Source organism: Ideonella lacteola, assembly GCF_038066555.1.
Classification (GTDB): domain Bacteria; phylum Pseudomonadota; class Gammaproteobacteria; order Burkholderiales; family Burkholderiaceae_C; genus Ideonella; species Ideonella lacteola.
In genome coordinates this window covers 784,999-810,966 of sequence record NZ_JBBUTG010000001.1, presented here as the reverse complement: position 1 = coordinate 810,966, position 25,968 = coordinate 784,999, and the positions used below count along the sequence as shown (strand labels likewise).

Annotated in this window: 26 protein-coding genes; 17 read left to right on the top strand and 9 right to left on the bottom strand. The window is 67.5% G+C overall.

The features are described from left to right. Positions 1–151 precede the first annotated feature (151 nt). A complete protein-coding gene (yjgA, locus tag AACH06_RS03500) occupies positions 152–772 on the top strand; it encodes a ribosome biogenesis factor YjgA (RefSeq protein ID WP_341424206.1) in 621 nt (206 codons plus the stop codon). Then, entirely contained in the window at positions 765–1,367 is a 603-nt protein-coding gene (gene mog, locus AACH06_RS03495) for a molybdopterin adenylyltransferase (protein ID WP_341424205.1), read from the top strand. The genes yjgA and mog overlap by 8 nt, the downstream gene beginning before the upstream one ends. Here the strand turns inward: mog and cysE are convergent. Both cysE and AACH06_RS03485 read right to left on the bottom strand, forming a co-directional pair. Then, positions 1,360–2,139, bottom strand: coding sequence for a serine O-acetyltransferase (cysE, locus tag AACH06_RS03490; protein WP_341424204.1), 780 nt, complete (start codon positions 2,137–2,139; stop codon positions 1,360–1,362). The two genes, mog and cysE, sit on opposite strands and share 8 nt — an antisense overlap. Before the next feature lie 51 nt (positions 2,140–2,190). Next, positions 2,191–2,907 carry an RNA methyltransferase gene (locus AACH06_RS03485; protein WP_341424234.1) on the bottom strand — a complete coding sequence of 239 codons (717 nt, stop codon included), beginning with the start codon at positions 2,905–2,907 and terminating at the stop codon, positions 2,191–2,193. A gap of 166 nt (positions 2,908–3,073) precedes the next feature. Between AACH06_RS03485 and AACH06_RS03480 the strand changes: the two genes are divergently transcribed. Together AACH06_RS03480 and mutS are read left to right on the top strand one after the other, a co-directional pair. Next, positions 3,074–3,997: an inositol monophosphatase family protein gene (locus AACH06_RS03480; protein ID WP_341424203.1), complete on the top strand. Its 924-nt coding sequence runs from the start codon at positions 3,074–3,076 to the stop codon at positions 3,995–3,997. Positions 3,998–4,212: 215 nt separating this feature from the next. Then, entirely contained in the window at positions 4,213–6,771 is a 2,559-nt protein-coding gene (mutS, locus tag AACH06_RS03475; protein ID WP_341424233.1) for a DNA mismatch repair protein MutS, read from the top strand. An 11-nt stretch (positions 6,772–6,782) separates the two neighbouring features. Here mutS and AACH06_RS03470 read toward each other — a convergent pair whose 3' ends face one another. Then, positions 6,783–7,469 (bottom strand): hypothetical protein, encoded by a 687-nt coding sequence (locus AACH06_RS03470; protein ID WP_341424202.1) that lies wholly within the window; start codon positions 7,467–7,469, stop codon positions 6,783–6,785. A 90-nt stretch (positions 7,470–7,559) separates the two neighbouring features. Here AACH06_RS03470 and AACH06_RS03465 point away from each other — a divergent pair, with 90 nt between their 5' ends. From AACH06_RS03465 to AACH06_RS03420, 10 genes are all read left to right on the top strand, one after another. Then, positions 7,560–8,729 carry a TolB family protein gene (locus tag AACH06_RS03465; RefSeq protein WP_341424201.1) on the top strand — a complete coding sequence of 390 codons (1,170 nt, stop codon included), beginning with the start codon at positions 7,560–7,562 and terminating at the stop codon, positions 8,727–8,729. A gap of 171 nt (positions 8,730–8,900) precedes the next feature. Beyond that, a complete protein-coding gene (locus tag AACH06_RS03460; RefSeq protein WP_341424200.1) occupies positions 8,901–9,725 on the top strand; it encodes a proteasome-type protease in 825 nt (274 codons plus the stop codon). 44 nt (positions 9,726–9,769) lie between these two features. Further along, positions 9,770–10,555, top strand: coding sequence for an alpha/beta fold hydrolase (locus tag AACH06_RS03455; protein WP_341424199.1), 786 nt, complete (start codon positions 9,770–9,772; stop codon positions 10,553–10,555). Positions 10,556–10,695: 140 nt separating this feature from the next. Beyond that, positions 10,696–12,366: a CTP synthase gene (locus tag AACH06_RS03450; protein WP_341424198.1), complete on the top strand. Its 1,671-nt coding sequence runs from the start codon at positions 10,696–10,698 to the stop codon at positions 12,364–12,366. A 16-nt stretch (positions 12,367–12,382) separates the two neighbouring features. Further along, positions 12,383–13,240 carry a 3-deoxy-8-phosphooctulonate synthase gene (gene kdsA, locus AACH06_RS03445; protein WP_341424197.1) on the top strand — a complete coding sequence of 286 codons (858 nt, stop codon included), beginning with the start codon at positions 12,383–12,385 and terminating at the stop codon, positions 13,238–13,240. A gap of 193 nt (positions 13,241–13,433) precedes the next feature. Next, positions 13,434–13,733 carry a DUF1330 domain-containing protein gene (locus tag AACH06_RS03440; protein WP_341424196.1) on the top strand — a complete coding sequence of 100 codons (300 nt, stop codon included), beginning with the start codon at positions 13,434–13,436 and terminating at the stop codon, positions 13,731–13,733. 85 nt (positions 13,734–13,818) lie between these two features. Next, the gene (gene eno, locus AACH06_RS03435) at positions 13,819–15,102 is read left to right on the top strand and encodes a phosphopyruvate hydratase (RefSeq protein ID WP_341424195.1); all 1,284 of its coding nucleotides are present in this window, start codon (positions 13,819–13,821) and stop codon (positions 15,100–15,102) included. Positions 15,103–15,203: 101 nt separating this feature from the next. Further along, positions 15,204–15,482: a septum formation initiator family protein gene (locus tag AACH06_RS03430; protein WP_341424194.1), complete on the top strand. Its 279-nt coding sequence runs from the start codon at positions 15,204–15,206 to the stop codon at positions 15,480–15,482. Positions 15,483–15,593: 111 nt separating this feature from the next. After that, the gene (gene pnuC / locus AACH06_RS03425) at positions 15,594–16,235 is read left to right on the top strand and encodes a nicotinamide riboside transporter PnuC (protein WP_341424193.1); all 642 of its coding nucleotides are present in this window, start codon (positions 15,594–15,596) and stop codon (positions 16,233–16,235) included. Next, complete coding sequence (locus AACH06_RS03420) at positions 16,222–16,917, top strand: AAA family ATPase (protein ID WP_341424192.1); 696 nt, start codon at positions 16,222–16,224, stop codon at positions 16,915–16,917. Before pnuC ends, AACH06_RS03420 begins: the two co-directional genes overlap by 14 nt. A 29-nt stretch (positions 16,918–16,946) precedes the next feature. Here the strand turns inward: AACH06_RS03420 and hslO are convergent, their stop codons facing one another. Further along, positions 16,947–17,909 (bottom strand): Hsp33 family molecular chaperone HslO, encoded by a 963-nt coding sequence (gene hslO, locus AACH06_RS03415; protein ID WP_341424191.1) that lies wholly within the window; start codon positions 17,907–17,909, stop codon positions 16,947–16,949. A gap of 8 nt (positions 17,910–17,917) precedes the next feature. After that, on the bottom strand, positions 17,918–18,445 hold the full coding sequence (locus tag AACH06_RS03410; RefSeq protein WP_341424190.1) for a gamma carbonic anhydrase family protein: 528 nt from the start codon (positions 18,443–18,445) through the stop codon (positions 17,918–17,920). Positions 18,446–18,491: 46 nt separating this feature from the next. Here AACH06_RS03410 and AACH06_RS03405 point away from each other — a divergent pair, with 46 nt between their 5' ends. Continuing rightward, positions 18,492–19,301: a ferritin-like domain-containing protein gene (locus tag AACH06_RS03405; protein WP_341424189.1), complete on the top strand. Its 810-nt coding sequence runs from the start codon at positions 18,492–18,494 to the stop codon at positions 19,299–19,301. A 12-nt stretch (positions 19,302–19,313) separates the two neighbouring features. Here the strand turns inward: AACH06_RS03405 and AACH06_RS03400 are convergent, their stop codons facing one another. The 3 genes from AACH06_RS03400 to queG all read right to left on the bottom strand — a co-directional run bounded on the left by AACH06_RS03400 (position 19,314) and on the right by queG (position 22,086). Next, on the bottom strand, positions 19,314–19,910 hold the full coding sequence (locus AACH06_RS03400) for a MarC family protein (RefSeq protein ID WP_341424188.1): 597 nt from the start codon (positions 19,908–19,910) through the stop codon (positions 19,314–19,316). A gap of 77 nt (positions 19,911–19,987) precedes the next feature. Beyond that, the gene (gene xerD, locus AACH06_RS03395) at positions 19,988–20,986 is read right to left on the bottom strand and encodes a site-specific tyrosine recombinase XerD (protein ID WP_341424187.1); all 999 of its coding nucleotides are present in this window, start codon (positions 20,984–20,986) and stop codon (positions 19,988–19,990) included. Beyond that, a complete protein-coding gene (queG, locus tag AACH06_RS03390; protein ID WP_341424186.1) occupies positions 20,983–22,086 on the bottom strand; it encodes a tRNA epoxyqueuosine(34) reductase QueG in 1,104 nt (367 codons plus the stop codon). Before queG ends, xerD begins: the two co-directional genes overlap by 4 nt. Between queG and tsaE the strand changes: the two genes are divergently transcribed. Both tsaE and AACH06_RS03380 read left to right on the top strand, forming a co-directional pair. After that, on the top strand, positions 22,078–22,584 hold the full coding sequence (tsaE, locus tag AACH06_RS03385; protein ID WP_341424185.1) for a tRNA (adenosine(37)-N6)-threonylcarbamoyltransferase complex ATPase subunit type 1 TsaE: 507 nt from the start codon (positions 22,078–22,080) through the stop codon (positions 22,582–22,584). The two genes, queG and tsaE, sit on opposite strands and share 9 nt — an antisense overlap. Next, a complete protein-coding gene (locus tag AACH06_RS03380) occupies positions 22,584–23,930 on the top strand; it encodes an N-acetylmuramoyl-L-alanine amidase (protein WP_341424184.1) in 1,347 nt (448 codons plus the stop codon). The genes tsaE and AACH06_RS03380 overlap by 1 nt, the downstream gene beginning before the upstream one ends. A gap of 57 nt (positions 23,931–23,987) precedes the next feature. Here AACH06_RS03380 and AACH06_RS03375 read toward each other — a convergent pair whose 3' ends face one another. After that, complete coding sequence (locus AACH06_RS03375) at positions 23,988–25,967, bottom strand: chorismate-binding protein (RefSeq protein ID WP_341424232.1); 1,980 nt, start codon at positions 25,965–25,967, stop codon at positions 23,988–23,990. Position 25,968: the final 1 nt, after the last annotated feature.

The window sequence follows — 25,968 nt, the reverse complement described above, 5'->3', positions numbered from 1 at the left end:
GGCGCGCCGCGGCGTTGCGACCCTTGCCCAGGCGTACAGCCTGGGCTGCGCGCCGCGCCTTGCTGCGCGCCCTGCCAAACACCGGCGAACATCCGATTTCTCCGTTTCACTGGACTAGGTTTGCCTTTCATCTCCAACTGCCCCACTACCGATGCGCCGAGCGCCCCGAGACAACGCCCCCCAGCCCGAGCCAGGCGACGACGACACGCCGCTCAGCCGGGCCGAACGGCCCAGCAAATCGGCCTTGAAGCGCCAGATGCACGACCTGCAGTCGCTCGGCGTTGAGTTGACGCAGTTGCCCGAGTCGCGTGTGGCCAAGCTGGATCTGCCGGATGCCTTGCGAGACGCACTGGCCGAATTCCGCCGCACCCGGTCTCATGAAGGCCGCCGCCGGCACCTTCAGTTCATCGGCAAGCTGATGCGCAACACCGATGAAGCGCCGATTCGCGAGGCGATCGCCGCCTTCAAGCTGGGCAGCGCCAAGGAGACACTCGCCTTGCACGAGGCCGAGCGCTGGCGAGAAGAAATGTTGGCCAGCGACGATGCGATCACCCGCTGGCTCGACCGCTTTGCCGACACGGATGCCCAGCAGCTGCGCAGCCTGGTCCGGTCGGCTCGCAAGGATGCCAAGACCGCCGATGCGGCCGCCCAGCCCGACCAGCGCCACGGCCGCAGCTACCGAGACCTGTTCCAGCTGATCAAGGCGGCGCTGGCCGGCGATGCACCGTCAGCGACCGGCGACGACGCAGAGGGCGAAGACGACGATGAGTGACACCGCGAGCCCCTTCGAGGCGGTGCACATCGGCCTGGTGTCGATCAGCGACCGTGCCTCCACCGGCGTCTACGAAGACAAGGGCATCCCGGCCCTGCAAGAGTGGCTGACACGCGCCATTCGCAACCCCATTTCGTGGGAGACCCGGTTGATCCCCGACGAGCGGCCCGGCATCAGCGCCACGCTGATCGAGCTGGTCGACCAGACCCGTTGCCACCTCGTGTTGACCACCGGCGGCACCGGCCCCGCTCCGCGCGATGTCACGCCTGAGGCCACGCTTGACGTGGCCGACAAGGTGATGCCCGGGTTCGGTGAGCAGATGCGGGCGATCAGCTTGCGCTTCGTGCCGACGGCGATCCTGTCGCGGCAGGTGGCGGTCATCCGGGGCCAGGCGCTGATCATCAACCTGCCGGGCCAGCCGAAATCGATCGCCGAAACGCTGGAGGGTCTGCCACGTGCCGACCCTCCGGCACCGGGCATCTTTGCCGCGGTGCCCTACTGCGTCGACCTGATCGGTGGCCCCTACATCGAGACCCGCGCCGAGGTGTGCGACGCGTTCCGGCCCAAGGCCGCGCGCCGCAGCTTCTCTACTTGACCAGGCGGTTCAACCGCTCGGCGTCGAAGCTTTCGACCGTCCGCGCGTCTTGCGGCACGCACTCTTCGCTCGGTAGTTCACGCGCCCGTGCGGACAGCTTTTCGATCGCCTGCCACAGCAGCGCGATCTGGTGCTCGTGCGATCCGGCGTTGTCGATCAGGCCCTTCATCGCCTGCGCGACCGGGTCATCGCCATTGGTCACGCCGTAGGCCGAAAAACCCATCTTGGCCGCCGTGGCCTCGCGGGCTTGATCCTGCTCGTGAATGATGATGCGTGCGGGGTTGCCCACCGCCGTGGCCCCGGGGGGCACCGGCTTCGTCACGACCGCGCCAGAGCCCACCCGCGCACCATCGCCCACGGTGAAGCCGCCCAGCACCGCGGCGTTGGCGCCGACGATCACGCCCACGCCCAGCGTCGGGTGGCGTTTGGCCCCTTTCACGAGCGAGGTGCCGCCCAGCGTCACGCCTTGATAGATCGTGCACTCGTCACCGATCTCGGCCATCTCGCCGATGACGATGCCCATGCCATGGTCGATGAAGACCCGTCGGCCAATGGTGGCGCCGGGGTGGATCTCGATGCCCGTCAACCACCGGGCGACGTGCGAGATAAAGCGGCCGAGCCACTTGAACCCGTGGTGCCAGCACCAGTGCGCACCCCGGTGCATGAACAAGGCATGCAGGCCCGGATAACAGGTGAGCACCTCCCACGTCGAGCGCGCCGCGGGGTCGCGCTCCAGGATGCAGGCGATGTCTTCGCGCAGGCGTCCGAACATGGGTTTCCCATCGAAAGGGTTGTTGGCAGGGCGATCGAGTTTAGCCGCGGCTCACCGCGCGCGCTCGCCACCCTGGGCTTTGGCCACACGCTGCATGGCGGTCGCCACGCCACGCAGGATGTGAATTTCCTCGGCGGTCAGTTGCGCGCGATTGGCCAACTGGTTCAACCGAGGTACGAGTTTCTTCGGCGCCGCGGGGTCCAGAAACCCGATGTCGACCAGCGCTTGCTGCCAGTGCCCCAGCAGCCCCTGAACCGCAGCTCCATCGGCCCACTGCACCGGCGCGGTGCGGGCCTCGACCGCGAAACCACCCAACGCTTGCCGCCAGTCGTAGGCCAGCACCTGCACCGCCTGGGCGAGGTTGAGCGAGCCATAGGCCGGATCCGTCGGGATGCTCAGACAGGCATGGCAGCGGTACACATCGTCGTTGGCCAGGCCGAATCGTTCACCGCCGAAGACGAAGGCCACCCGGTGGCCCTCGCCCGCCAGGCTGGCGAAACGCGCCCGTGGCGCAAAGGTGGGCGGGCCGAAGTCGCGTGGCGTCATCGCCGTGGCACAGGCGTAAGTGATGCCATCCAGCGCTTCAGACAGGCTGCCGACGATTCGGGCGCGCTCCAACACGTCGGTAGCGCCGCTGGCCATCGCCAGTGTCTCTTCGCGGGCCAACACGTCGTCGAATCTCGGCGCCACCAGCACCAGATCATGGAAGCCCATCACCTTCATGGCCCTCGCGGCCGAGCCCACGTTGCCAGGGTGGCTCGTGTGCATCAGCACGAAACGTGTGGTGTCCGTGCAGGTTGTGGGTGGCGAATCGGGCATGGGCGGCTAAAATCATGGGCTTATTGCGTGGATTGTCCATTCAACGGTCACCGCGCCCGCTCTTTTCCGCCGTCAGCCCGCATCCCCCTGCTCGTCCAGCTCATTCAGGTCGCCCATGTCTCAAGCCATCCATCCCATGCTGAACATCGCCGTCAAGGCGGCCCGCAACGCGGGGGCGATCATCAACCGGGCCTCTCTCGACGTCGACCTCCTCAAGGTCACGGCCAAGAGCACCAACGACTTCGTCACCGAAGTCGACCACGCGGCCGAGGCCGCGATCATCGACACGATTCTCACCGCCTACCCTGGCCATGGCATCCTGGCCGAAGAGTCAGGTCGGCAGCGCGGCGCGCGCCACAGCGATTACGTCTGGATCATCGATCCGCTCGACGGCACCACCAACTTCATCCACGGCCTGCCGGTCTACTGCATCTCGATCGCCCTCGAATACCGCGGCAAGATCGAGCAGGCGGTGGTCTACGACCCGACGCGCAACGACCTGTTCATGGCGTCCAAGGGCCGCGGCGCCTTCCTCAACGACAAGCGCCTGCGCGTGTCCAAGCGCACCCGTCTGTCTGATTCGCTGATCGGCACCGGCTTTCCCTTCCGCAAGGGCGACAACTTCCAGCGCTACCTGAAGATGTTCGAGGCCGTGGCGCCGCATTGCGCGGGCCTGCGCCGCCCTGGCTCGGCCGCGCTCGACCTGTGCTACGTGGCTGCCGGCTGGTACGACGGCTTCTTCGAAACCGGCCTGAATCCCTGGGACATCGCGGCCGGCTCGCTGATGATCACCGAGGCGGGCGGCCTGATCGGCAACTTCACTGGCGAGGCCGACTTCCTGCACCAGCGCGAGGTGGTCGCCGGCACGCCCAAGGTCTACGGCCAACTCGTGCAGCTGCTGTCGCCCTTCACCCGGGTGATCAAGGAAGACGAACCCGCCGCGCCCCCGGCACCGGCCCCCGCCGCCACGCCCGAGCGCAAGCCGGTGCGCCTGCGCAAGAAGGATGTGCAGCCCGAGGGCGACGAAGAGGCGGATTGAGCAGCCCCTCGGCGGCGGTAGCCGACAGCCGAGCGTCCAGAGCCGCTCGGCGCGTGTCGGCTCCTGTCTAATACGCGTCCCGCGCCGAACGAGCGGCGCTTTCGACCCGTCCACCGCCGCCCTGCTCGCCCATGTCCCACGACGCCAAGTCTTCGCCCGACGCTTCCACCGGATCCCTGCAGTCCAAGCTGGACAACTTGGCCCAACACACGCCGATGATGCAGCAGTACCTGCGCATCAAGGCCGAGCATCCGGACACGCTCGTCTTCTACCGGATGGGCGATTTCTACGAGCTGTTCTATGACGATGCGCGCAAGGCGCATCGCCTGATGGACATCACCCTCACCACGCGGGGCCAGAGCGGCGGCGAGCCGGTGGTGATGGCCGGCGTGCCGGTGCACTCGGTGGAAAGCTACCTCGCCCGATTGCTGAAGCTGGGCGAATCGGTGGCCGTGGCCGAGCAGGTGGGCGATGTGGCTACCGCCAAGGGGCCGGTCGAGCGCAAGGTGACGCGGGTGGTCACGCCGGGCACGGTGACCGACAGCGAACTGCTGGACGACCGTGCAGACACGCTGCTGCTGGCCGTGCATAGGCACCGAGGCGTCTACGGGCTCGCCTGGCTGGGCTTGTCCAGCGGGCAACTCGGGCTCGCCGAGTGCGCCGAACGGGAACTGGCCGGCTGGCTGGCCCGCCTGGCACCGGCCGAGACCCTGGTGGATCGCGACGACGTCGAGAAAAACGCCTTCCCCGCGCTTCGATCGTCCAAAGGCACGCTGACGCCCCGCCCCGCCTGGCAATTCGACACCGGCCTTGGCCATCGCAAACTGTGCGAGCAGTTGAAAGTGGCCAGCCTGGCGGGTTTCAACGCCCAGGACCTGGGCACCGCCCACGCGGCCGCCGCCGCGCTGCTTGCCTACGCTGAACACACCCAGGGCCGGGCGCTGGCCCATGTCAGCACGCTCACCGTGCAACGCGCCAGCGAACTGCTGGAGTTGCCGCCCGCCACGCACCGCAACCTCGAGCTGACAGAGACGCTGCGCGGCGAACGCTCGCCGACCTTGTTGTCGCTGCTGGACACCTGCCGCACCGGCATGGGAAGCCGCGCCTTGCGGCATTGGCTCACGCATCCGCTGCGTGACCGTCGAGCAGCCCAGATGCGACACGCGGCGATCGAGCAATTGCTGGCCGAGGGGTACGAGCCCCTGCGCGAGGCGCTGCGGGCGGTGAGCGATGTGGAGCGCATCGTCTCGCGCATCGCGCTGCGCCAGGTGCGCCCGCGCGAGCTGTCGGGCCTGCGGATGACGCTCACCTGCCTGCCCGCCTTGCGCCACGTCGCGCCACACGGCAGCGCCTTGCTCGACGAATGCCACGCCGCGCTGTCGCCCGACCCGACGGTGGCCGATCTGCTGGTGCGCGCCATCGCCGAAGAGCCTGCCGTGCTGCTGCGCGATGGCGGCGTGATCGCCACCGGCTTCGACCCCGAGCTGGATGAGCTGCGCGCCATCGGCCAGAACTGCGACGCCTTCCTGATCGATCTCGAAGCCCGCGAGCGGGCCCGCACCGGCATCGCCAATCTGCGGGTGCAGTTCAATCGCGTGCACGGCTTCTACATCGAGGTGACCAGCTCCGGCCTCGACAAGGTGCCGGCCGACTACCAACGGCGCCAGACGATGAAGAACGCCGAGCGCTTCATCACCCCGGAGTTGAAGGCGTTCGAAGACAAGGCGCTGTCGGCGCAAGACCGTGCCCTGGCCCGCGAAAAGTGGCTGTACGAGCAACTGCTGGAACAGCTGCAGCTCTGGCTGGCACCGTTGGCTGCGCTGGGCCGCGCGCTGGCCACGCTCGATGCGCTGGCCGCGCTGGCCGAACGCGCGGCGACGCTGGATTGGTGCCGCCCCGAATTCGTCAATCACCCGTGCATCGAGATCCAGGCTGGCCGCCACCCGGTGGTGCAGGCCAGGCTGCAGGAGACGGGCGGTGTCGAGTTCATCCCGAACGACTGCCGCCTCGACAGCCGCACTCGCCTGCTGGTGATCACCGGCCCCAACATGGGCGGCAAGAGCACCTTCATGCGCCAGGTGGCGCTGATTGCCTTGCTGGCCGCCATGGGCTCGTATGTGCCGGCGCGGGCCTGCCGCCTCGGGCCCATCGATGCCATTCACACCCGCATCGGCGCCGCCGACGATCTGGCCAATGCGCAGTCCACCTTCATGATGGAGATGACCGAGGCCGCCGCCATCATCCATGGCGCCACCGAGCAGTCGCTGGTGCTGATGGACGAGATCGGACGCGGCACCTCCACCTTCGACGGCCTGGCGCTCGCCTCGGCCATCGCCACCCAGCTGCATGACCGCAACAAGGCGTTCACGCTGTTCGCGACCCACTATTTCGAGCTGACGGAGTTTCCGCGCCGCCACGAGCGGGCGCTGAACTTCCATGTGAGCGCCACCGAAAGCGGTGATGACATCGTCTTCCTGCATGCCATCGAGCCGGGCCCGGCCAGCCGCAGCTACGGCGTGCAGGTGGCGCGCCTGGCCGGCATGCCGCCGGTCTTGATCCGCCAGGCCCGCGCGGCGCTGGAAGCCCTGGAGGCCCAATCGCGCGAGCGTGATGCGCAGGTCGACCTGTTCGCCGCGCCTGCCGCGGCACCGGTGCGCGAAACCTCGCCGGTCGAGCGCGCGGTGGCCGACTTGAACCCGGATGCCATGTCACCGAAGGAAGCGCTGGATGCGCTCTACCGCCTGAAGCAGTTGCATCGCGACGGCGACGCCTGACGCACTGAACCTCAGCGCTGCGTCTCGCGCACCTGGCTGAGTTGCAACAGCGTGGGCACCGTCTTGGTGGTCTTGTCGCTCAGCGCGGCGTAGCGGTCGTACAGCGCATTCAACTCATCGGCCAAGCGGGTCGCCTCGTCGTCCGTCAGCCACAGCCGGGCCCAGTACTGGATGAAGTCATCGGGCGGCGCCTGTCGGCCGGGCCGGGGCAGGATCGTCGAGCTCATGCCCGCGGCGGCCCCGGTGTGCGACAGGCACAGCTCCAGATCCGGAGCCTGCCGCGCGAGCGAGCGCGCCATCGCGGCGCGGGCCTGGATCTGCCAGCGCTGGGTGAAGTCGTCGAGCACGCCCTCGTAGCTGGACAGGGGCGCCTCCAGCAGGCTCACGCGCAGGCGATCGGCCACACAGCGGTAGTGGCGGATACGGTGCCGGCCGCGCTTTTCCACCCGCACCAGACGAATGAGGCCGACATCGGACAGCCGCCCCATCCAGTAGCTCATCGCCGTCTTGCTGATGCGCAATTGCCCGGCCGCGGTGGCCAGATCGGCGGTGCGGCCCATGAAGGGCTGCAGGTGAACCCGCTTTTCGACATGCCAGAGGATCTCGACCGCCGCGGGGTCGGTGACCTCCATCTCGGCGGCAGGCTCCCAGGCCGGGGTGTCGTCAGCGTGCTCGGGGTCCAACGGTTCAGGCTTCACGGTTCAGTTTCAAGCATGTTATTTGAACCGTCACCTCTCTAGCCTTCGAGCCCTCGCTGTCATCGAGGCAGCTCGACCACTTGGAGGTGTATGAACACAAATCGTCACGACTCGGCCGCACCAACGGCCACCCCATCACCGATGGACCGCCTGGCTCGCCTTCGGGCCCTGGCCACCGCCGTCGTGTGCGCTGCCGCCCTCGGGGCCTGCGGCGGAGGCGGCGGTGGCGATGGTGAGCCCACGGGCAACACGCCGCCGCCGGCACCATCGCCCTCACCGTCCCCCTCACCGTCGCCTTCCCCCTCGCCGTCTCCTTCGCCCTCACCATCGCCGGCACCGTCGCCGGCACCGTCGCCGTCCCCCTCACCCTCGCCCCCGCCGCCCCCAGCGCTCTCTGGCAGCCTGTGGCATGACAACTACGCGCTCGACTTCCGCGATGGCATGCAGATCGCCTACCCCGACGGCCGCCTGCCCATGCAGGTCACGGCCGACGGCTGGGCCATGCCGTGGATGGATGGCAAGCAATACGCGATGACCGACTGGGACGTCTACGCCGACCAAAGCACGTTGAAGGTGCTGGACATGGCCGGCAACGTGCTCTACAGCGCGACAGCCAACGGCTACCTTCGCGGCGAGATTCCGTCGCCGGCGGACAAGACGATGTTGGTCGCCCGGCTGGGCGAAGACAGCATCACGCCATCGGACTGGATCTTCATCGACCTGAAGACCATGAACATCGTGCGCTCGTTCACCGGTGAGGACATCGTCAGCTGGCTGCCGGACGGCCGCTACCTGCGCATGACGATCAACGGGGCGATCAGCATCGGCTCGTTGACCGGTGACGAGACCCCCGCCGGCCAGGTGGCGCTGCCCGCGCACCACACCGTGGCCAGCGCATGGGTGAACCGCCAGGGCAACCGCCTGGCGTTGCAGATCGTCAACGACGTGGAGCCGTCGCCGGACAGCGACATTTGGGTGGCCAACCTCGATGGCAGCCAGCTCGAACGGGTCACCACGACGAAGATGAGCTACTACGCCCACTGGTCGCCGAACGGCCGATACCTCGCCTTTGACGTCGACACCGGCCACTTCTGCAACGGCATAGGCTGCATGGGCAGCTGCGAGCTCTGGTACGTGCCCGCCGAAGCCCGCAACGTGACGGCGCTGCCCGCCGCGCACGACGCCTTCAGCTTCGAGGTGAGCAACCGCGACGGCGAAAAGCGCACGCTCGGCTGCGACATGTACGCCTGGACCGACTGACAGGACTGACAGGCCTGACACGACCGACCAGTGGGGGGCAACAGGCCGCGCGCGGGCCCTGGCCGGCGCGCGGCCCACAAAGGCAACAGGCGGGTCGGGTCACGCCCGAAAAACAACGCCCAAGTGTGGACAATCGTTCGATCGACGATTCCCGAACCTGGGCAGAGTTTCATGACGTACTGTGTCGGCATCCGGCTCAACGCGGGCCTGGTCTTTCTCTCGGACTCACGCACCAACGCGGGCCTGGACGCGATCAGCACCTTCCGCAAGATGATCATCTATGAGAAGCCGGGCGACCGCTTCATGGTGCTGCTGTCGGCCGGCAACCTCAGCATCTCGCAATCGGTGCGCGAGATTCTGCAGGTCGAAAAGCTGCCCCAACCCGACGGAGAGCCGCTGACGATCTGGAACGCCAAGAGCATGTTCGACGCCACCCGGGTGCTGGGCAGCGCCGTGCGGCGGGTCTTCGAGCACGATGCCGCGGCCCTGCACAACGCCGGCGTCGACTTCAACGCCAACATGATCTTCGGTGGGCAGATCAAGGGCGAAGCGATGCGGCTGTTCCACATCTACTCGGCCGGCAATTTCATCGAGGCCACCCGGGAAACCTGCTTCTTCCAGATCGGCGAAAGCAAGTACGGCAAACCGATCCTCGATCGTGTTCTGACGCCCACCACGCCGCTGGAAGAGGCCGCCAAATGCGCGCTCGTGTCGATGGATTCGACCTTGAAGTCGAACCTGTCGGTGGGGCTGCCGCTCGATCTGCTGGTCTACGAAGAAGGCAAGCTGCGCAGCGACAACATCGCGGTGATCGACGACCAGAACCCTTACTTCCGCATGATCCGCGGCACCTGGGGTCAAAGGCTGCGCGAGGTGTTCGAAGCCATCGACGATCCGCACTGGGACGGCAGCGACACCACCCATCCGCTGCTGGCTCCCTCCGAACGTTACGAGCCGATGCGCAAAATCAGCCGGCCTGACGAAAAGATCGTCTAGGGCCCCTCGTCGGCGCCTCGCCCTTGTCTCATCGCCAGCCGGCCGTGCAGCTTCCCATCGTCTTTTCGCATGCCAACGGGTTTCCCGCGGGCACCTACCGTCTCCTGTTCGAGCACTGGCAACGCGCCGGCCACGCGGTGCACGCGCTGCCCCGCTTCGGCCACGACCCGCGCTACCCGGTCACCAGCAATTGGCGTGGCCTGCGCGATCAATTGATCGACTTCATCGACGCCGAGGTCGGCGGCCCCGCCATCCTGGTCGGGCACTCGCTGGGTGGGCTGTTGAGCCTGCTGGCGGCCTGCAAACGGCCCGATCTCGCCGCGCGACTGGTGATGCTCGATTCGCCCGTGGTCACCGGCTGGCGGGCCCACAGCATTCACGCCCTAAAGCGCACCGGCCTGATGCCCCGGGTGTCGCCCGGGAAGGTGTCGCGGCGGCGCAGAGACCAATGGCCCGACCGGACCGCCGTGCTGGCCCACTTCAAGGCCAAGACGGCCTTTGCTCGCTGGGATGACCGGGTGCTGGCCGACTACGTGGCCTGTGGTTTCGAAGAAAGGCAGGGCCATGTCGAGCTGGCGTTCCACCGCATGGTCGAAACGCGCATCTACGACACCCTGCCCCACCACCTGGGCGGCCTGCTCAAGCGCCACCCGCCGCGCTGCCCCGTGGCGTTTCTGGCCGGCACCGAGTCGGTCGAGGCACGCCAAGGCGGGCTCGCCGCGGCGCAATCGCTGGCAAAGGAGCGTTTTCGCTGGATGGAGGGCAGCCATCTCTATCCAATGGAGCGTCCGGACGACACGGCCGCGGCCGTGCTCGAACTGCTGCGCTGAGCCGGGTGGGGGCGGCCCCGGCTTCACCCCCGGGAGGAGGCCCGGTCGGCGCCGGACAGGCCGACCCGTATAATCACGCTTTACCACCACGGCACTCCTGAGCCCGGCCGATCCCCCGGCCCGCCGGAGTGCTTTTTGACATGACCAAGTTCGTCTTCGTCACCGGCGGTGTGGTGTCCTCACTTGGCAAGGGCATCGCGTCAGCATCTCTCGCCGCGATCCTCGAATCGCGGGGCCTCAAAGTCACCCTCCTCAAGCTCGACCCGTATCTCAATGTGGATCCGGGCACGATGAGCCCGTTCCAGCACGGTGAGGTGTTCGTGACCGATGACGGTGCCGAAACCGACCTCGACCTCGGCCACTACGAGCGCTTCATCACCACCCGGATGAAGCGGACCAACAACTTCACCACCGGCCAAATTTACAAGTCGGTGCTGGAGAAAGAGCGCCGCGGCGACTACCTCGGCAAGACGGTCCAGGTCATCCCGCACGTCACCAACGAGATCCAGGAATACGTCAAGCGCGGCGCCAGCTTTGGCATGTCCGATGCGGTGGACGTGGCCATCGTCGAGATCGGTGGCACGGTGGGTGACATCGAATCGCTGCCCTTCCTCGAAGCGGCGCGCCAGCTGAGCCTGAAGCACGGCCCGGCCAACACCGCCTTCGTCCACCTCACCTATGTGCCGTGGATCGCCACCGCGGGCGAGCTGAAGACCAAGCCCACCCAGCACACCGTGCAGAAACTGCGCGAAATCGGTATCCAGCCCGACGTGCTGCTGTGCCGCGCCGACCGCAAGATCCCCGATGAAGAGCGCGAGAAGATCTCGCTGTTCACCAACGTGCAACAGCACGGCGTGATCTCGATGTGGGACGTGGACACCATCTACAAGGTGCCCCGCATGCTGCATGAGCAGGGCCTGGATGAGCTGATCTGCATGAAGCTGCAGCTGTTCACCCGCCCGGCCGACCTGAAGCGCTGGGACACGCTGGTGCACGAAGTCGAGCACCCGCGCGGTGAAGTCACGATCGGCATGTGCGGCAAGTACACCGACTTGTCGGACTCCTACAAGTCGCTGAACGAGGCCCTGCGCCACGCCGGCCTGCACAACCATGTGCGCGTCAAGATCGAATACATCGATGCCGAGACGCTGACCGATGGCCAGGCCGCCCAGCAATTGGCCAAGGTCGACGCGGTGCTGGTGCCGGGCGGCTTTGGCAAGCGGGGCGTGGAAGGCAAGATCCTCGCCGCGCAATACGCCCGCGAGCACGGCGTGCCGTACCTGGGCATCTGCCTGGGCATGCAGGTGGCCACCATCGAGTACGCCCGCCATCTGGCCGGCCTCGAAGGCGCCAACTCCACCGAGTTCGACCCCGACAGCCCGCACCCAGTGATCGCGCTGATCGACGAATGGCAAGACCGCGATGGCTCGATCCAGAAGCGTGATGCCAACTCCGACCTCGGCGGCACGATGCGCCTGGGCGCGCAAAGCTCGGACGTCAAGCCCGGCACGCTCGCCCACGAAATCTACGGCCCGGTGGTCACTGAGCGCCACCGCCACCGCTACGAGGCCAACGAGCGCTACCTCGATCGCCTGCAGCAGGCGGGCCTGGTGATCTCGGCCATCACGCAACGCGAGAAGCTCACCGAGATGGTCGAGCTGCCGCGCGACAAGCATCCCTGGTTCGTCGGCGTGCAATTCCACCCGGAGTTCAAGTCGACCCCCTGGGACGGACACCCGCTGTTCATCAGCTACATCAAGGCTGCGCTGGCCCACCAGGCCGGCCGGCAGAAACAAAAGGCGGCGGCGTAAGCCGGCGGAAGTTCCCATGAAGCTCTGTGGCTTTGATGTCGGTCTCGACAAGCCGTTCTTCCTGATCGCCGGGCCCTGCGTCGTCGAGAGCGAACAGCTCCAGATGGACGTGGCCGGCCGCCTGAAGGAGATGACCGCCAAACTGGGCATCCCGTTCATCTTCAAGTCCAGCTACGACAAGGCCAACCGCTCCAGCGGCACTTCGTTCCGCGGTCCGGGCATGCAAAAGGGCCTGGAGATCCTGGCCAAGGTGAAGCGCGAGCTGAACGTGCCGGTACTCACCGATGTGCACAGCGAAGCCGAGATCCAGGAAGTGGCCGCCGTCGTCGACGTGCTGCAAACCCCCGCCTTCCTCTGCCGCCAGACCGATTTCATCCACGCCGTGGCCAAGAGCGGCAAGCCGGTGAACATCAAGAAGGGCCAGTTCCTGGCCCCCGGCGACATGAAGAACGTGATCGACAAGGCCCGTGCCGCCGCTCAGGAAGCCGGCCTTGAGACCGACGCCTTCATGGCCTGCGAACGCGGCGCCAGCTTCGGCTACAACAACCTCGTCTCCGACATGCGCAGCCTGGCCATCATGCGCAACACCGGCGCCCCGGTGGTGTTCGACGTGACCCACTCGGTGCAGTTGCCGGGCGGCCAGGGCACCAGCTCGGGTGGCCAGCGCGAATTCGTGCCGGTGCTGGCTCGGGCCGGCGTGGCGGTCGGCGTGGCGGGCCTGTTCATGGAAACGCACCCGGACCCGGCGAACGCCTTGTCCGACGGGCCCAACGCGGTGCCAATGAAGCACATGGCCGCCCTGTTGGAGCAACTCGTCGCACTGGACCGCGTGATCAAGAGCCAGCCGCTCCTCGAAAACGACTTCACGTGTTGAAGTCGCTTCGGCCAACAAGCATGCTTTCTTTGGTCTTTGGCCAAAACGACTTCAGCTGCTGAATGAATCCCTTTTCAACCAGGCGCTCCGCAGGGGCCGCCGCACATCAGGTGGCGTGCGTGGATCCGGCTTTACCGGCCCACTGCGCGAGCCCTCATGGGCGGCAGCGACCGGCAGGAAGCGTGGGGGTCCTATGACTTACGGCTACCTGCTCGTCACGATGAATGTCAGCGACCCCGAGCGCTACAAGCAGTACATGGCCGAGGCGCCGAACGCCGTGAAGGCCTTCGGGGGCGAATACCTGGTTCGTGGCGGCCAGCACGAAACGTTGGAAGGCGAATGGAACCCGCACCGGATCGCCGTGCTGCGTTTCCCGAGCTACGACAAGGCGAAAGCCTTCTACCACGACGAACAGTACCAACAGATCCGCCAGAAGCGCCTGGGCGCCACCGACTACTTCCACATGGTGGTGGTCGAGGGTTACGAGGCCTGAGCGGCCCATCTTGATGCGCGCAGGTAACGGATTTCCGGCATCCTGCCGCCGCGAATTTGCTACTGAACCTGGAGTGAGACCTTAAATGAGTGCCATCGTTGACATCGTCGGCCGCGAGATCCTCGACAGCCGCGGCAACCCCACCGTGGAATGCGACGTGCTGCTGGAAAGCGGCACCCTGGGCCGCGCGGCCGTTCCGTCGGGCGCCTCCACCGGCTCGCGCGAAGCGATCGAGCTGCGTGACGGCGACAAGAGCCGCTACCTCGGCAAGGGCGTGCTGAAGGCTGTCCAAAACATCAACAACGACATCAGCGAAGCCGTGCTCGGCCTGGATGCCTCCGAGCAGGCTTTCCTCGACAAGACGCTGATCGACCTGGACGGCACCGACAACAAGAGCCGCCTGGGCGCCAACGCGATGCTGGCCGTGTCGATGGCCGTGGCCCGCGCCGCCGCCGAAGAATCCGGCCTGCCGCTGTACCGCTATTTCGGTGGCATGGGTGGCGTGCAACTGCCGGTGCCGATGATGAACGTCATCAACGGCGGCGCCCACGCGAACAACAGCCTGGACCTGCAAGAGTTCATGATCATCCCGGTCGGTGCCCCCACCTTCCGCGAGTCGCTGCGCTACGGCGCCGAGGTCTTCCACGCGCTGAAGAAGATCATCGACGCCAAGGGCATGAGCACCACCGTCGGCGACGAAGGCGGCTTTGCGCCCAGCCTGCCCAGCCATGAAGCTGCCATCCAGCTGATCCTCGAAGCGATCGACAAGGCGGGCTACACCGCCGGTTCGCAGATCGCCATCGGCCTGGACTGCGCCGCCAGCGAGTTCTACAAGGACGGCAAGTACCACCTCGAAGGTGAAGGCCTCACGCTGACGGCCCCGGAGTGGACCGACATCCTGGCGACCTGGGTCGACAAGTACCCGATCGTGTCGATCGAAGACGGCATGCACGAAGGCGACTGGGATGGCTGGAAGCACCTGACCGAACGCCTGGGCAAGAAGGTGCAGCTGGTGGGCGACGACCTGTTCGTCACCAACACCAAGATCCTGAAGGAAGGCATCGAGAAGGGCATTGCCAACTCGATCCTGATCAAGATCAACCAGATCGGCACGCTGACGGAAACCTTCGCCGCGATCGAAATGGCCAAGCGCGCGGGCTACACCGCCGTGATCAGCCACCGCTCGGGCGAGACCGAAGACTCGACCATCGCCGACATCGCCGTGGGCCTGAACGCCGGTCAAATCAAGACGGGTTCGCTGAGCCGCTCGGATCGCATGGCCAAGTACAACCAGCTGCTCCGCATCGAAGAAGACCTGGGCGATGTGGCCGTCTATCCGGGCCGCGCCGCCTTCTACAACCTGAAGTGATGGCAGCCCGCGACCAGGGGCCATCCCTGGCCGCGTGGGCCCGGCGGAGCGGCTGAGTTCGCTCTCACCCGCTCCGCCTGACGTCCTGCACAATCTCCCCGATGCGTCTGCTGCCCCTTGCCCTCGCCGCCCTGCTGCTGCTCGTGCATGCCGAGCTGTGGTTTGGCAAGGGCGGCATTCCGCATGAAATGTCGCTGCGCGCCGAACTGAAGCGCCAGCTCGCCGACAACGCCGAGGCCCGCGCCCACAACGACCAGTTGGCCGCCGAGGTGGCCGACCTGCGCGAGGGCACCGAGATGGTCGAGGAAAAGGCCCGACGCGAACTCGGCATGGTGCGCCCGGACGAACTGCTGGTCGTGGTGAGCAACCAGGCCCGCTGAGCCGTCCCCCCTTAGGCCAGCCGCCATCCCCCGAGCAGCGGCGCTCGCCGCGCCGCACTCCAGCCCCGACGCACGCCCTGCCGCCGCCAGAGCCCTTCGCGCCACAGCCCCATGGACACCCTCTTTCAGCTGGCTGCACCACTCATGGCCGAGGCCTTCACGCTGTGGGGCAGCCCGACGACCTGGCTGGAGGTCGTGGCGTTCGTCCTCTCGCTGTGGATGGTGGGTTGCAACATGCGGGTGCACTCGCTCGGCTGGCCGCTCGCGATGATCAGCTCGCTGCTCTACGCCCTGCTGTTCGCCCAGAGCAAGCTCTTTGGCGAGGCGAGTCTGCAACTGTTCTTTGTGGCCGTCTCCGCCTGGGGATGGTGGCAGTGGCTCAAGGGCCGCGGCGACGATGGCGGCGCGCTGAAGGTGCATCGCCTGAGCCGACGCCAGCAAATCCTCACCGCCGCCGGCACCTTGGCCGCCTGGCCGTTGCTGGGGCTGGCCCTCGCACGTTTCACCAGCTCGGACGTGCCGTATTTCGACGCGCTGCCCACCGTCGCCAGCATCACTGGGCAGGTCCTGCTTGGCCGCAAGCTCATCGACAACTGGCCGGTGTGGCTGGCGGTCAATCTCGTCAGCATCGCCCTGTTCGCCCACAAGGCCCTGTGGCTGACGGTCGTGCTGTACGCGATCTTCGCCGTGCTGTCGGTGGCGGGCTGGCGCACGTGGAACCGGCTCGAAGGCCATGTCGATGCGCGGCACTGAACGCCCGCCCTGGATCTTTGCCATCGTCGGCGCCGAAAGCACCGGCAAGAGCACCCTCGCCGAGCGCCTGGCCGCGCAGCTTCATGAAGCCACCGGTTGGCGCTGCGCCTGGGTGCCCGAATACCTGCGCGAGTGGTGCGAGCGCGAAGGCCGCACACCCGCGCATCACGAGCAGCCGGACATCGCCGCTGAGCAAGCCCGCCGCATCGACGATGCCGGCGCCCGCGCCGACATCGTGATCGCCGACACCACGCCGTTGATGACGGCCATCTACCACCGGCAGGTCTTCGGCGATGGCTCGATGGAGCCCGCCGCCCTGCAGTGGCAACGACGCTGCCGTTTGACGCTGCTGACGGCGCTGGATCTGCCCTGGCAGGCCGATGGCTTCATTCGAGACGGTGCGCATGTGCGCGAGCCGGTCGACAGCCTGCTGCGCCACGCCCTCATAGGCGCCGGCCTGCCCTTCGTGGTGATCGGGGGCGCCGGGCCGGCCCGCGTGAATGCGGCAATGGACGCCGTAGCCCCCTGCCTGCGCCGGCGCGACGCCCCGGCGCCTGGCCTTTTCACTCGATTGGCCGAGCGCGATGCCGCGCAGCCGGCCTGGCGCTGGGTCTGCGAGAGCTGCGACGTGCCCGATTGCGAGCACGCCAGCCTCCGCCTTCGGCGGGCGGCGGCGCGCTGACGGCGCGCCGCCGCGGCGCGCCACACGCCCTACTGCAGTGCGCCCGAGCTCGGCGGCTGATCTCGCCCCGGCGTGAACAGCTCGCCCACATCCACCGCGTCGAAGCGGTACTGCTGCCCACAGAAATCGCAGCCGATCTCGATGTCGCCGCGCTCGGCGAGGATCGACTCGGCCTCTTCGCGGCCCAGGCCGGTGAGCATCGAACGCACACGCGGCCGCGAGCATGAGCAGGCAAAGGTGGGTGTCAGCGGCTCGAACCGGAGCACCTGCTCTTCCCAGAACAGGCGACGAAGGATCGTCTCCACATTCAGCGTCAGCAGCTCTTCCCGAGTCAGCGTCGCGGCCAGGTGAGCGATGCGGTTGAAGCCTTCGGACTGGCCAATCAGGTCTTCGTTGGCCACATTCACGCCGGAGAGGTTCTTCTCCCCCTCCACCGGCAGGCGCTGGATCAGCAGGCCCGCGGCCACCTCGTCGTTGGCGGCCAGCACCAGCCGGGTGTCGAGCTGCTCGGACTGCAGCATGTAGTGCTCCAGCACCTGGGACAGCTGCTGCAACGGCTCGCGCCGATCGCCATGCAGCGGCACGACGCCCTGGTAAGGCTGCTGGCCCGGCAGACGGTCTTGCGGGTCGAGCGTGATCGCACAGCGGCCCTGGCCACGCACGTTCAGCAGCGCCGCCAGGCCGGCATCGTCCGCCACCTCGCCCACCACCTTGGCCGTGGCGCGAAAACTCAGGTCAGAGCGCGCCTCGGCCACCGCCAGCTTCACCGGGCCATCGCCGAACACCTGCAGGATCAGCGAGCCGTTGAACTTGATGTTGGCCTGCATCAACGTCGACGCGGCCGCCATTTCGCCCAACAGCGCACGCACCGGCGCCGGAAACGGCCCCGATCCCTCGCGGCGCGCCAGCACCTCGCGCCATGCGCCCGTCAGGCGGACCAGCATGCCGCGCACCGGCAGGCCTTCGAAAATAAACTTGTGCAACTCGTCCATGGCGGTCTTCAGCCGATCTTTTTCAGGTGCTGGCGATGCCGCCGAGCGTTTTGTACATAGTGGGCGGCGCTGAGCTTCAGCCGCGTGATCTGCTCCGGCGTCAGCTCGCGCACCACCTTGGCCGGGCTGCCGACAATCAGCACGCCGTCAGGGAACTCCTTCCCCTCGGTGACCAGCGCGCCGGCCCCGACGATGCTGTTCTTGCCGATGCGGGCGCCATTGAGGATCACCGATTGGATGCCGATCAGCGAGCCGTCGCCGATGGTGCAGCTGTGCAGCATCACCTGGTGGCCCACCGTCACGTCGGCACCCACCGTCAGTGGCATGCCAGCGTCGGTGTGCATGACGCTCAGGTCCTGAATGTTGCTGCGCTCACCGATGGTGATCCATTCGTTGTCGCCACGCAGCACCGCGCCGTACCAGACGCTGGCGTCCTCGGCCAGCGCCACGCGGCCCATCACCTGGGCCGATTCGGCCACCCAGGCGCTGTCGTGGATGCGGGGCACATGCTCGTCGCCCAATTGGTAGATGGCCATCGTGTTCTCTTCGTCGGCCCTCTTGGGCGAGGCGATAATTTTAGAGATGGAAGTTCGAGCCCAGGCGTTGAAGGTCTTGTGCGTCGCCGAGCCCGAATCGAAGGCGCGGCAGGCGCGAGAGCTGCTCGATGCAGCCCGTGCCGCCGCTGGTGATGCCAATCCGGGCATCACCCTCGACTGCGCTGCGCAATTCATTCCACCGGCCGCGCTGCCCGGCCGACCGCCGACGCCCCTGCTGGTGCCCCCCGAGCAGGTGCCCCGACGAACCCCGTTCACCCCGGAAGGCCGCGCCGCGCTGCTGCATGCCGTCTGCCACATCGAGTTCAACGCCATCAACCTGGCCCTCGATGCCATCTGGCGCTTTGCCGACATGCCCGAGCGCTTCTATCGCGACTGGCTCCAGGTCGCCGGCGAAGAGGCCCTGCACTTCCAGTTGCTGCGCACCCACCTTAAGGGCATGGGCCACGACTACGGCGACTTCGAAGCCCACGACGGCCTGTGGTCGATGGCCGAGAAGACCCGCGACGACATCACCGCCCGCATGGCGCTGGTGCCGCGCACCCTGGAAGCCCGCGGCCTGGACGCGACGCCACCCATGCAGGCCAAGCTGCGCAAGGCGGGCGACCTGCGAGCCGTCGAGATCCTCGATGTGATCCTGCGCGACGAGATCGGCCACGTCGCCATCGGCAATCACTGGTACCGCTGGCTGTGCGAACGCGAGGGGCTCGACCCGATCGCCAGCTACCCCGTGTTCGCGCAGCGTTACGGCGCACCGCGGCTGAAGGGCCCGTTCAACCTCGATGCCCGGCGCGCGGCCGGGTTCGATGCCGACGAGATCGCACGCATGCAGGATTGACGGGCACGCCCGTCAAGCGTCGAAAAAGTAGCGCTTCAGGCCCGCCAGGATCATCTCCACCGCGATCGCGGTCAGCACGAGGCCCATCAGCTTTTCCAGGGCCGACACCATTGGCGTGCCCAGCAGCTTGCGGATGCGCTCGGCCGCCAGCAGCACGATGCCGCTGATCGCCATCGCCAGCGTCAGCGCGCCGATCCAGTGGACGATGCGCTCAGGCTGCCGAGAGGCCAGCAGCAGCACCGTGGCCATGGCAGAAGGGCCGGCCAGCAAAGGCACCGCGAGCGGGAAGATCATCGGCTCGCGCTTGCCGTCGCTGGCGTAGATCTCGCCGCCCGAAGCGAAGATCATGCGGATGGCGATGATCAGCAGGATCACGCCGCCAGCCACCTCGAGCGAACGCTCTGAAAGGTGCATCAGGTTCAGAAAGCCCTGGCCGGTGAACATGAACGCCAGCAGCACGCCAAAGGCGATCAGCACCTCGCGGATCGCGACGACCTTGCGCCGCTCCGGGGCCACGCCGCGCAACACCGAGATGAAGATCGGCAGGCTGCCGAACGGGTCCAGCACCAACAGCAGAAGAACGAATGCGGAGACGAAGGTGTGGTCCATGGGCGGCGATTGTGCCCCCGCGGGCCATGCCGTCAGCCCATGTCAGCGCGCTGATTTACCCGCGTGGGTGATCTGATTCACCCGCGTGGGTGATGTTTGGCATGCAGCGACTTCAGGCGCTCACGGGCCACGTGGGTGTAGATGGTGGTGGTGGAAATATCGGAGTGGCCCAGCAGCATCTGCACCGCACGCAGGTCTGCGCCATGGTTGAGCAGGTGGGTGGCAAAGGCGTGGCGCAAGGTGTGGGGTGACAAGGGCGCGGTGATGCCCGCCTGGCGGGCGTATTTCTTCACCAGCATCCAGAACATCTGCCGCGTCATGGGCCCACCCCGCACGGTGACGAACAGCGCCGGGCTTTGCTGGCCGGAAAGAATGGCACCCCGGGCCTCACGCACATAGCGCTCGATCCAGCTCGCCGCCTCTTCGCCAAAGGGCACGAGCCGCTCTTTCGCGCCCTTGCCGGTGACGCGGAGCACCCCATCGCTCAGGCTCAGCTGCACACTGGGCAGATCGACCAGCTCGCTCACCCGCAGGCCGCTGGCGTACATGAGCTCGAGCATGCACCGGTCGCGCAGGCCCAGTGGCGTGGCCACCTCGGGCGCGGCCAGCAAGGCTTCGACCTGCGCCTCGGTGAGCGTCTTGGGTACACGCAGCGGTTGGCGCGCGCTGCCCAGCTTCAGCGTGGGGTCGGCGGCGATGAAACGCTCACGCAAAGCCCATCGATAGAAGCGCCGAAACACTGCGAGGCGCCGATTGGCGGTGGTGGCGCGGGTGGCGTCGTGCCGAGCCACGGCATAGCGCCGCAACTGTTCTTCGCTCGCCTGGACGATCGGGGTGCCGTCGGTGGCTCGCAGCCACTGGGCCAACAGGCTGAGATCGCGGCGGTAGGCCGCCAAGGTGTTTTCGGACAGGCCATCTTCCACCCACAGGGCGGAGGCGAAGGCATCGATCAGCGGGTCGGCCGAGGGCGTGCGCGGCGCAGCCTTCGCACGCGGCTGGCGCGGCTTGGTCTTCTTCGCCGGCACGGCCGCCGATGCAGCCGTGCCAGGGGTTTTCTTGCCGGAGGGCTCGGTCATGCGGTGGTCGGTGATTGGGCCAGGGCCCAGTCGATGTGCTCGCGCAGCAGCGGTGAACTGGCCTGCCAATGGTCGGCCAGCGCGATGCGGATGTCGTTGGCTTCGCCCTCCTCCACCCCGGCCGCCAGGGCATTGCCCAGCGCCACGGCGAGGTTGCGGCGCCAGCGCTCGTGGCCGATGCGGCGGATGGCGCTGCCCTCGGTGCGGCGCAGGAACTCGGCTTCGTCCCAGGCCCACAGCGGCAGCAGGCGGGCATCGCCCAGTGGCGCGCGTTCGTCGAAATCGGGCAGGCTGGACCGCCCGGCGTATTTGTTCCAGGGGCAGGCCAGTTGGCAATCATCGCAGCCGTAGATGCGGTTGCCCATCGGCCGGCGGAACTCCAACGGAATCGGCCCGGCCTGCTCGATCGTCAGGTACGAGATGCAGCGCCGTGCATCCAGCCGGTAAGGGGCCACGATGGCGCCGGTGGGGCACGCGTCGATGCACGCACTACAGCGGCCGCAGTGTGGTGTCACGGGCTCGGTGATCGGCAATGGCAGGTCGACGAAGATCTCGCCAAGAAAGAACATCGAGCCGCCGTCTCGCGACAACGCCAGCGTGTGCTTGCCCCGCCAGCCGATGCCGCTGCGCGATGCCAGCTCCACCTCCATGACCGGTGCCGAATCGGTGAACACGCGGTGGCCGAAGGGCCCCGCCACTTCGGCGATCCGATCGGCCAGTGACTGCAGGCGTTGGCGCAGCACCTTGTGATAGTCGCGGCCTCGGGCATAGACCGACACCACCGCCTCGCCTGGCGACAGCTGACGCTGCCATTCCCGATCGATCCAGCGCTCTTCCGTGCCGCGAGGCAGGTAGTCCATGCGGGCGGTGATCACGCGCACCGTGCCGGGCACCAGCTCTGCGGGCCGAGCACGCTTCAACCCGTGGGCCTGCATGTAGGCCATCTCCCCGTGAAAGCCGGCCGCCAGCCAGTCCAGCAGGGCCTGCTCGGCGCTGTGGAGGTTCACATCGGCCACCCCTATCTGGGAGAATCCGAGTGCGCGCGCCCAACCTTGCAGTTGCTGCGCGACCATCGCGACCACGTCCAAGCCTTGACTCATTCGCCGATTCTAGAAACCCGCACCCTGCATTGGCCCGATGAAGAGGCCTGTGGCCGCTTCGCCTCCGCGCTCGCGCACACCCCCGCGCTGCGCAACGCCAACATCGAATTGGATGGGCCGCTGGGGGCCGGCAAGACGACCTTCGTGCGCCATCTGCTGCGTGCGCTTGGCGTCACCGGCCGGATCAAGAGCCCCACTTACGCCGTGGTCGAACCGTATTCGTTGTCTTTGGGCAACGGAGAAACGCTGGCCGTGTCTCATTTCGATTTCTATCGATTCGACGATCCGCGCGAGTGGCTCGACGCCGGCTTTCGTGAGATCTACGCCACCCCAGGCTTGAAGCTGGCCGAGTGGGCCAGCAAGGCGGCACCGCAATTGCCCACCCCCGACCTCGTGCTCATCCTCGCCCCCCTCGCCGACGACACCCGGCAAGTGCGCGCCCAGGCCTTCACACCCCGGGGCATTGAGCTGCTTGCCGCCACCACGGAGGCCGCCTGATGAGACGCCGTCACCTGCTCACCGGAGGCCTGGGCACCGTGGTGCTGAGCTTCGGGCCGGCGCAACTGGCCTGGGGCTCGGCGATCGTCGCGGTGCGCGTCTGGCCGGCGGCCGACTACACGCGGGTCACGATCGAGTCGGACCAGGCCTTGGCCGCCACCCACTTCATGGCCGACAACCCCTACCGGCTGGTGGTGGACATCGAGAACCTCGAACTCAGCCCCGCGCTGCGCGAGCTGGTGGGCAAGGTGCGGCCCGATGACCCCTTCATCGCCGGGGTGCGGGTGGGCCAGAACCAGCCACGTGTCGTGCGCCTGGTGATCGATCTGAAGCAGGCGGTGAAGCCGCAGCAATTCGCACTCACCCCGGTGGCGGCCTATCAGCACCGCCTGGTGTTCGACATGTACCCCACCGAGGCGCCAGATCCCCTGCTGGGGCTGATCCGCGACAAGGACACCGCCGAGCGCGAGGCCGCCAAGGAAGTGCAGGACGCGCTGGGCGAGTTCATCGGCCGGGTCGACAAGCCCTTCCCCCCGGCCCCGCCACCCAACGTGGCCGTGGCGCCGGCCTCGCCACCGCCGGGCATGACGCCCGCTCCACCACCGCCACCCACCGCGGCGCAGAAAGACCGCATCAACCGGTTGATCGTGGTCGCCATCGACCCGGGCCATGGCGGCGAAGACCCGGGGGCCATCGGCCCCTCGGGCTTGAAAGAAAAAGACGTGGTGCTGCAGGTGGCCTTGCAGTTGCGCGACAGGCTCAACGCCAAGCCCGGCATGCGCGCCATGCTCACGCGCGACGCCGACTTTTTCGTGCCCTTGCATGAGCGAGTGGCGAAGGCCCGCCGCGTGCAGGCCGACTTGTTTGTCTCGATCCACGCCGATGCCTTTTTCACCCCCGAGGCCCGCGGTGCCAGCGTGTTCGCGCTCAGCCAGAACGGCGCCACCAGCAGCGCCGCGCGGTGGATGGCGCAAAAGGAAAACGCGGCCGACGTCGTTGGCGGTGTGAATGCCGCCACCAAGGACACACAGGTGCTGCGCGCCCTGCTCGACATGAGCACCACCGCCCAGATCAAGGACAGCCTGCGCGTGGGCCACGAGGTGCTCAGCCGCATCGGCACCGTGGGTCGGCTGCACAAGGCCAAGGTCGAGCAGGCCGGCTTCGCCGTGCTGAAGGCACCGGACATTCCGTCGATCCTCGTCGAGACCGCCTTCATCTCGAACCCCGACGAGGAAGACAAGCTGCGCGACCCCGACTACCAGCAGCGCCTGGTCCAGGCCCTGTTCAGCGGCATCGAACGCTACTTCGCGAAGAACCCCCCGCTGTCGCGCAACCGGGCCACCTGATCGCCCTTCGGCCGGGCCCTCTTGGAGGGCGCGTTCGAAAGCCTGGTGATCCAGCCTTCAGACTTCGGGCGCAAAAAGGCGGTCGAGCCGCGCCTCGAGCGCGCCGCGCAACGCATTGCACACCACCAGGGCTTCGGCCTGTTCGACGTCCGCCCGGGTGAGGCGCCGCTCAGCCGCGTTCCACGCCGCATCGGCCAGCAGCTGGCCGCGCATCACGCCGGCCAGCACGCCGTCGCCCAAGGGCGGTGTCCACCAACGGCCATCAAGCCGGACGAACAAGCTGGTGCGCCCGCCCTCCAGCACCACGCCGTCCTCGCGCAGGAAGAGGCTGTCGAAGGCGCCCTCTGCCTGCGCAGCCTGAACGCCGCGGTCGTAGGCAGCGCGATCGCTGGTCTTGTGGGCGGCCAATGGCCGGCGGATGGGCAACCGCTCGTCCGCCCAGCGCAGGCGCACCGGTGCATCCAGCGACGCCCCGATGGCGCCGGTCAGGGATTCGCCGGGCAATGGCTCCAGCGGCGCGTGCCGCCATTCGGCGCGGCCATCGTGTGACAAGGCCAGCCGCACCCGCGAATCACCCACCGGCGCGAGCGAGGGGCGCAGCGCCTCGAAGCCCGTTCGCAGCGCGGCCTCGTCGAAGGCGAAGCCCAATGCCCGCGCACTGTGGGCCAGGCGGGCCATGTGCTGCGGCCACAGCGGCACACCGGCCCCCGGCGCAAAGCGCATGGTCTCGATCAACGCGAAGCCCGGGTCCAGGCCGGTCAGAAATCGGGCTTTCAACTGGCACTCGGCCCGCTCGCCGGCCGCCTCGCTGTCCAGCACGATGCCGGCCCCCACGCCCAGTTGCAGCGGAGCCAATCCGCCCTCCGGCTCGCCGAGCGTGAGCGTCCGGATGGCAACCGACAGACAGAAATCGCCCACCGTCTCGCCCTGGGGCGCATCGACCCAACCAATGGCACCGCAGTACAGCCCGCGCGCGGTCGATTCCAGCGACTGGATCAGCTCGATGGTGTGGTGCTTGGGCGCCCCGGTGATTGAGCCGCACGGGAAAGTGGCCCGCAGCAACGCGGGCATGTCCACACCGGCGCGCAACCGCGCCTGCACGGTGGAGGTCATCTGCCACACGGTGGCATAGGGTTCAACCGCGAACAGCGCCGGCACCCGCACCGACCCCAACTCGGCCACCCGGCCCAGGTCGTTGCGCAGCAGGTCGACGATCATCAGGTTCTCGGCGCGGTTTTTCGTGTCGGCCTGAAGCCACTGGGCCTCGGCACGGTCGGCGTCAGGGTCGACCGGGTGGCGTGGCGCGGTACCTTTCATCGGCCGCGCCGTCAACACACCCGCCTCGTGGCGCAAGAACAGCTCGGGCGACAGCGACAGCACGTGCCGCACCGCCACGTCGCCACCGTCTGCCGGCGGCAAGGCGATCAGGGCGCCATAGCCCACCGGCTGGCGAGCCCGCAGGCGGCGGTAGAGCGCGACCGGTGAGCCATGCGCCTGGCCATGCAACCGGTAGGTGAAGTTCACCTGGTAGGTCTCACCCGCCACGATGGCCTCGCGGATGCGGGCGATGGCGTCGTCGAACGAATCGTCGTGGATCGATGAACGCAGGTCCACCGCCCCGGCCGGGCTGGGCTCTTCGTTGCCGTTGTCCAGGTCACGCAGCCAGGCGTCTGCTTCGTCGGCGCTCAGCCAATCGAGCTGCCTGAACATCAGCACCCGCAGGCCACCGATGTCCCCCCGCCCGCCAAACTCGTGCGGCGTCGAAGCGGCGGGATGCGGCCGGGGCAATCCCAGCAGCGCCGTGCCCCATTCATAGTCCGCCAGCACCACCGCATGCAAGCCCGCGCGCTGGTCTGCTTCCACGCTCACCCAGACCTGGTCGAGCGTCTCGGGCGTGGGGGCACGGTGCTCTCGCACCAGGCCGGTGTAGCGGCGGCTTCGCCGCGGGGCGGGGTCGGGCGCACTGGCGACGCCCGCCGGCGGCGGGCCCAGGTCGTCCAGCAGCGCGAAAGCCAGCTCGGGCGACCGCTCCAGCATG

Bases quoted from the DNA above. Each gene is read 5' to 3' on its own strand.
- AACH06_RS03430 (WP_341424194.1), top strand. From the start codon at position 15,204: ATGCGTCTGCTGCCCCTTGCCCTCGCCGCCCTGCTGCTGCTCGTGCAT.
- pnuC (WP_341424193.1), top strand. From the start codon at position 15,594: ATGGACACCCTCTTTCAGCTGGCTGCACCACTCATGGCCGAGGCCTTC.
- AACH06_RS03400 (WP_341424188.1), bottom strand. From the start codon at position 19,910: ATGGACCACACCTTCGTCTCCGCATTCGTTCTTCTGCTGTTGGTGCTG.
- AACH06_RS03485 (WP_341424234.1), bottom strand. From the start codon at position 2,907: ATGCACACGAGCCACCCTGGCAACGTGGGCTCGGCCGCGAGGGCCATG.
- AACH06_RS03410 (WP_341424190.1), bottom strand. From the start codon at position 18,445: ATGGCCATCTACCAATTGGGCGACGAGCATGTGCCCCGCATCCACGAC.
- mog (WP_341424205.1), top strand. From the start codon at position 765: ATGAGTGACACCGCGAGCCCCTTCGAGGCGGTGCACATCGGCCTGGTG.
- AACH06_RS03375 (WP_341424232.1), bottom strand. From the start codon at position 25,967: ATGCTGGAGCGGTCGCCCGAGCTGGCTTTCGCGCTGCTGGACGACCTG.
- mutS (WP_341424233.1), top strand. From the start codon at position 4,213: ATGATGCAGCAGTACCTGCGCATCAAGGCCGAGCATCCGGACACGCTC.
- AACH06_RS03450 (WP_341424198.1), top strand. From the start codon at position 10,696: ATGACCAAGTTCGTCTTCGTCACCGGCGGTGTGGTGTCCTCACTTGGC.
- AACH06_RS03460 (WP_341424200.1), top strand. From the start codon at position 8,901: ATGACGTACTGTGTCGGCATCCGGCTCAACGCGGGCCTGGTCTTTCTC.
- AACH06_RS03465 (WP_341424201.1), top strand. From the start codon at position 7,560: ATGAACACAAATCGTCACGACTCGGCCGCACCAACGGCCACCCCATCA.
- AACH06_RS03380 (WP_341424184.1), top strand. From the start codon at position 22,584: ATGAGACGCCGTCACCTGCTCACCGGAGGCCTGGGCACCGTGGTGCTG.
- hslO (WP_341424191.1), bottom strand. From the start codon at position 17,909: ATGGACGAGTTGCACAAGTTTATTTTCGAAGGCCTGCCGGTGCGCGGC.
- AACH06_RS03480 (WP_341424203.1), top strand. From the start codon at position 3,074: ATGTCTCAAGCCATCCATCCCATGCTGAACATCGCCGTCAAGGCGGCC.
- AACH06_RS03440 (WP_341424196.1), top strand. From the start codon at position 13,434: ATGACTTACGGCTACCTGCTCGTCACGATGAATGTCAGCGACCCCGAG.
- xerD (WP_341424187.1), bottom strand. From the start codon at position 20,986: ATGACCGAGCCCTCCGGCAAGAAAACCCCTGGCACGGCTGCATCGGCG.
- yjgA (WP_341424206.1), top strand. From the start codon at position 152: ATGCGCCGAGCGCCCCGAGACAACGCCCCCCAGCCCGAGCCAGGCGAC.
- kdsA (WP_341424197.1), top strand. From the start codon at position 12,383: ATGAAGCTCTGTGGCTTTGATGTCGGTCTCGACAAGCCGTTCTTCCTG.
- cysE (WP_341424204.1), bottom strand. From the start codon at position 2,139: ATGTTCGGACGCCTGCGCGAAGACATCGCCTGCATCCTGGAGCGCGAC.
- AACH06_RS03405 (WP_341424189.1), top strand. From the start codon at position 18,492: ATGGAAGTTCGAGCCCAGGCGTTGAAGGTCTTGTGCGTCGCCGAGCCC.
- AACH06_RS03420 (WP_341424192.1), top strand. From the start codon at position 16,222: ATGCGCGGCACTGAACGCCCGCCCTGGATCTTTGCCATCGTCGGCGCC.
- queG (WP_341424186.1), bottom strand. From the start codon at position 22,086: ATGAGTCAAGGCTTGGACGTGGTCGCGATGGTCGCGCAGCAACTGCAA.
- eno (WP_341424195.1), top strand. From the start codon at position 13,819: ATGAGTGCCATCGTTGACATCGTCGGCCGCGAGATCCTCGACAGCCGC.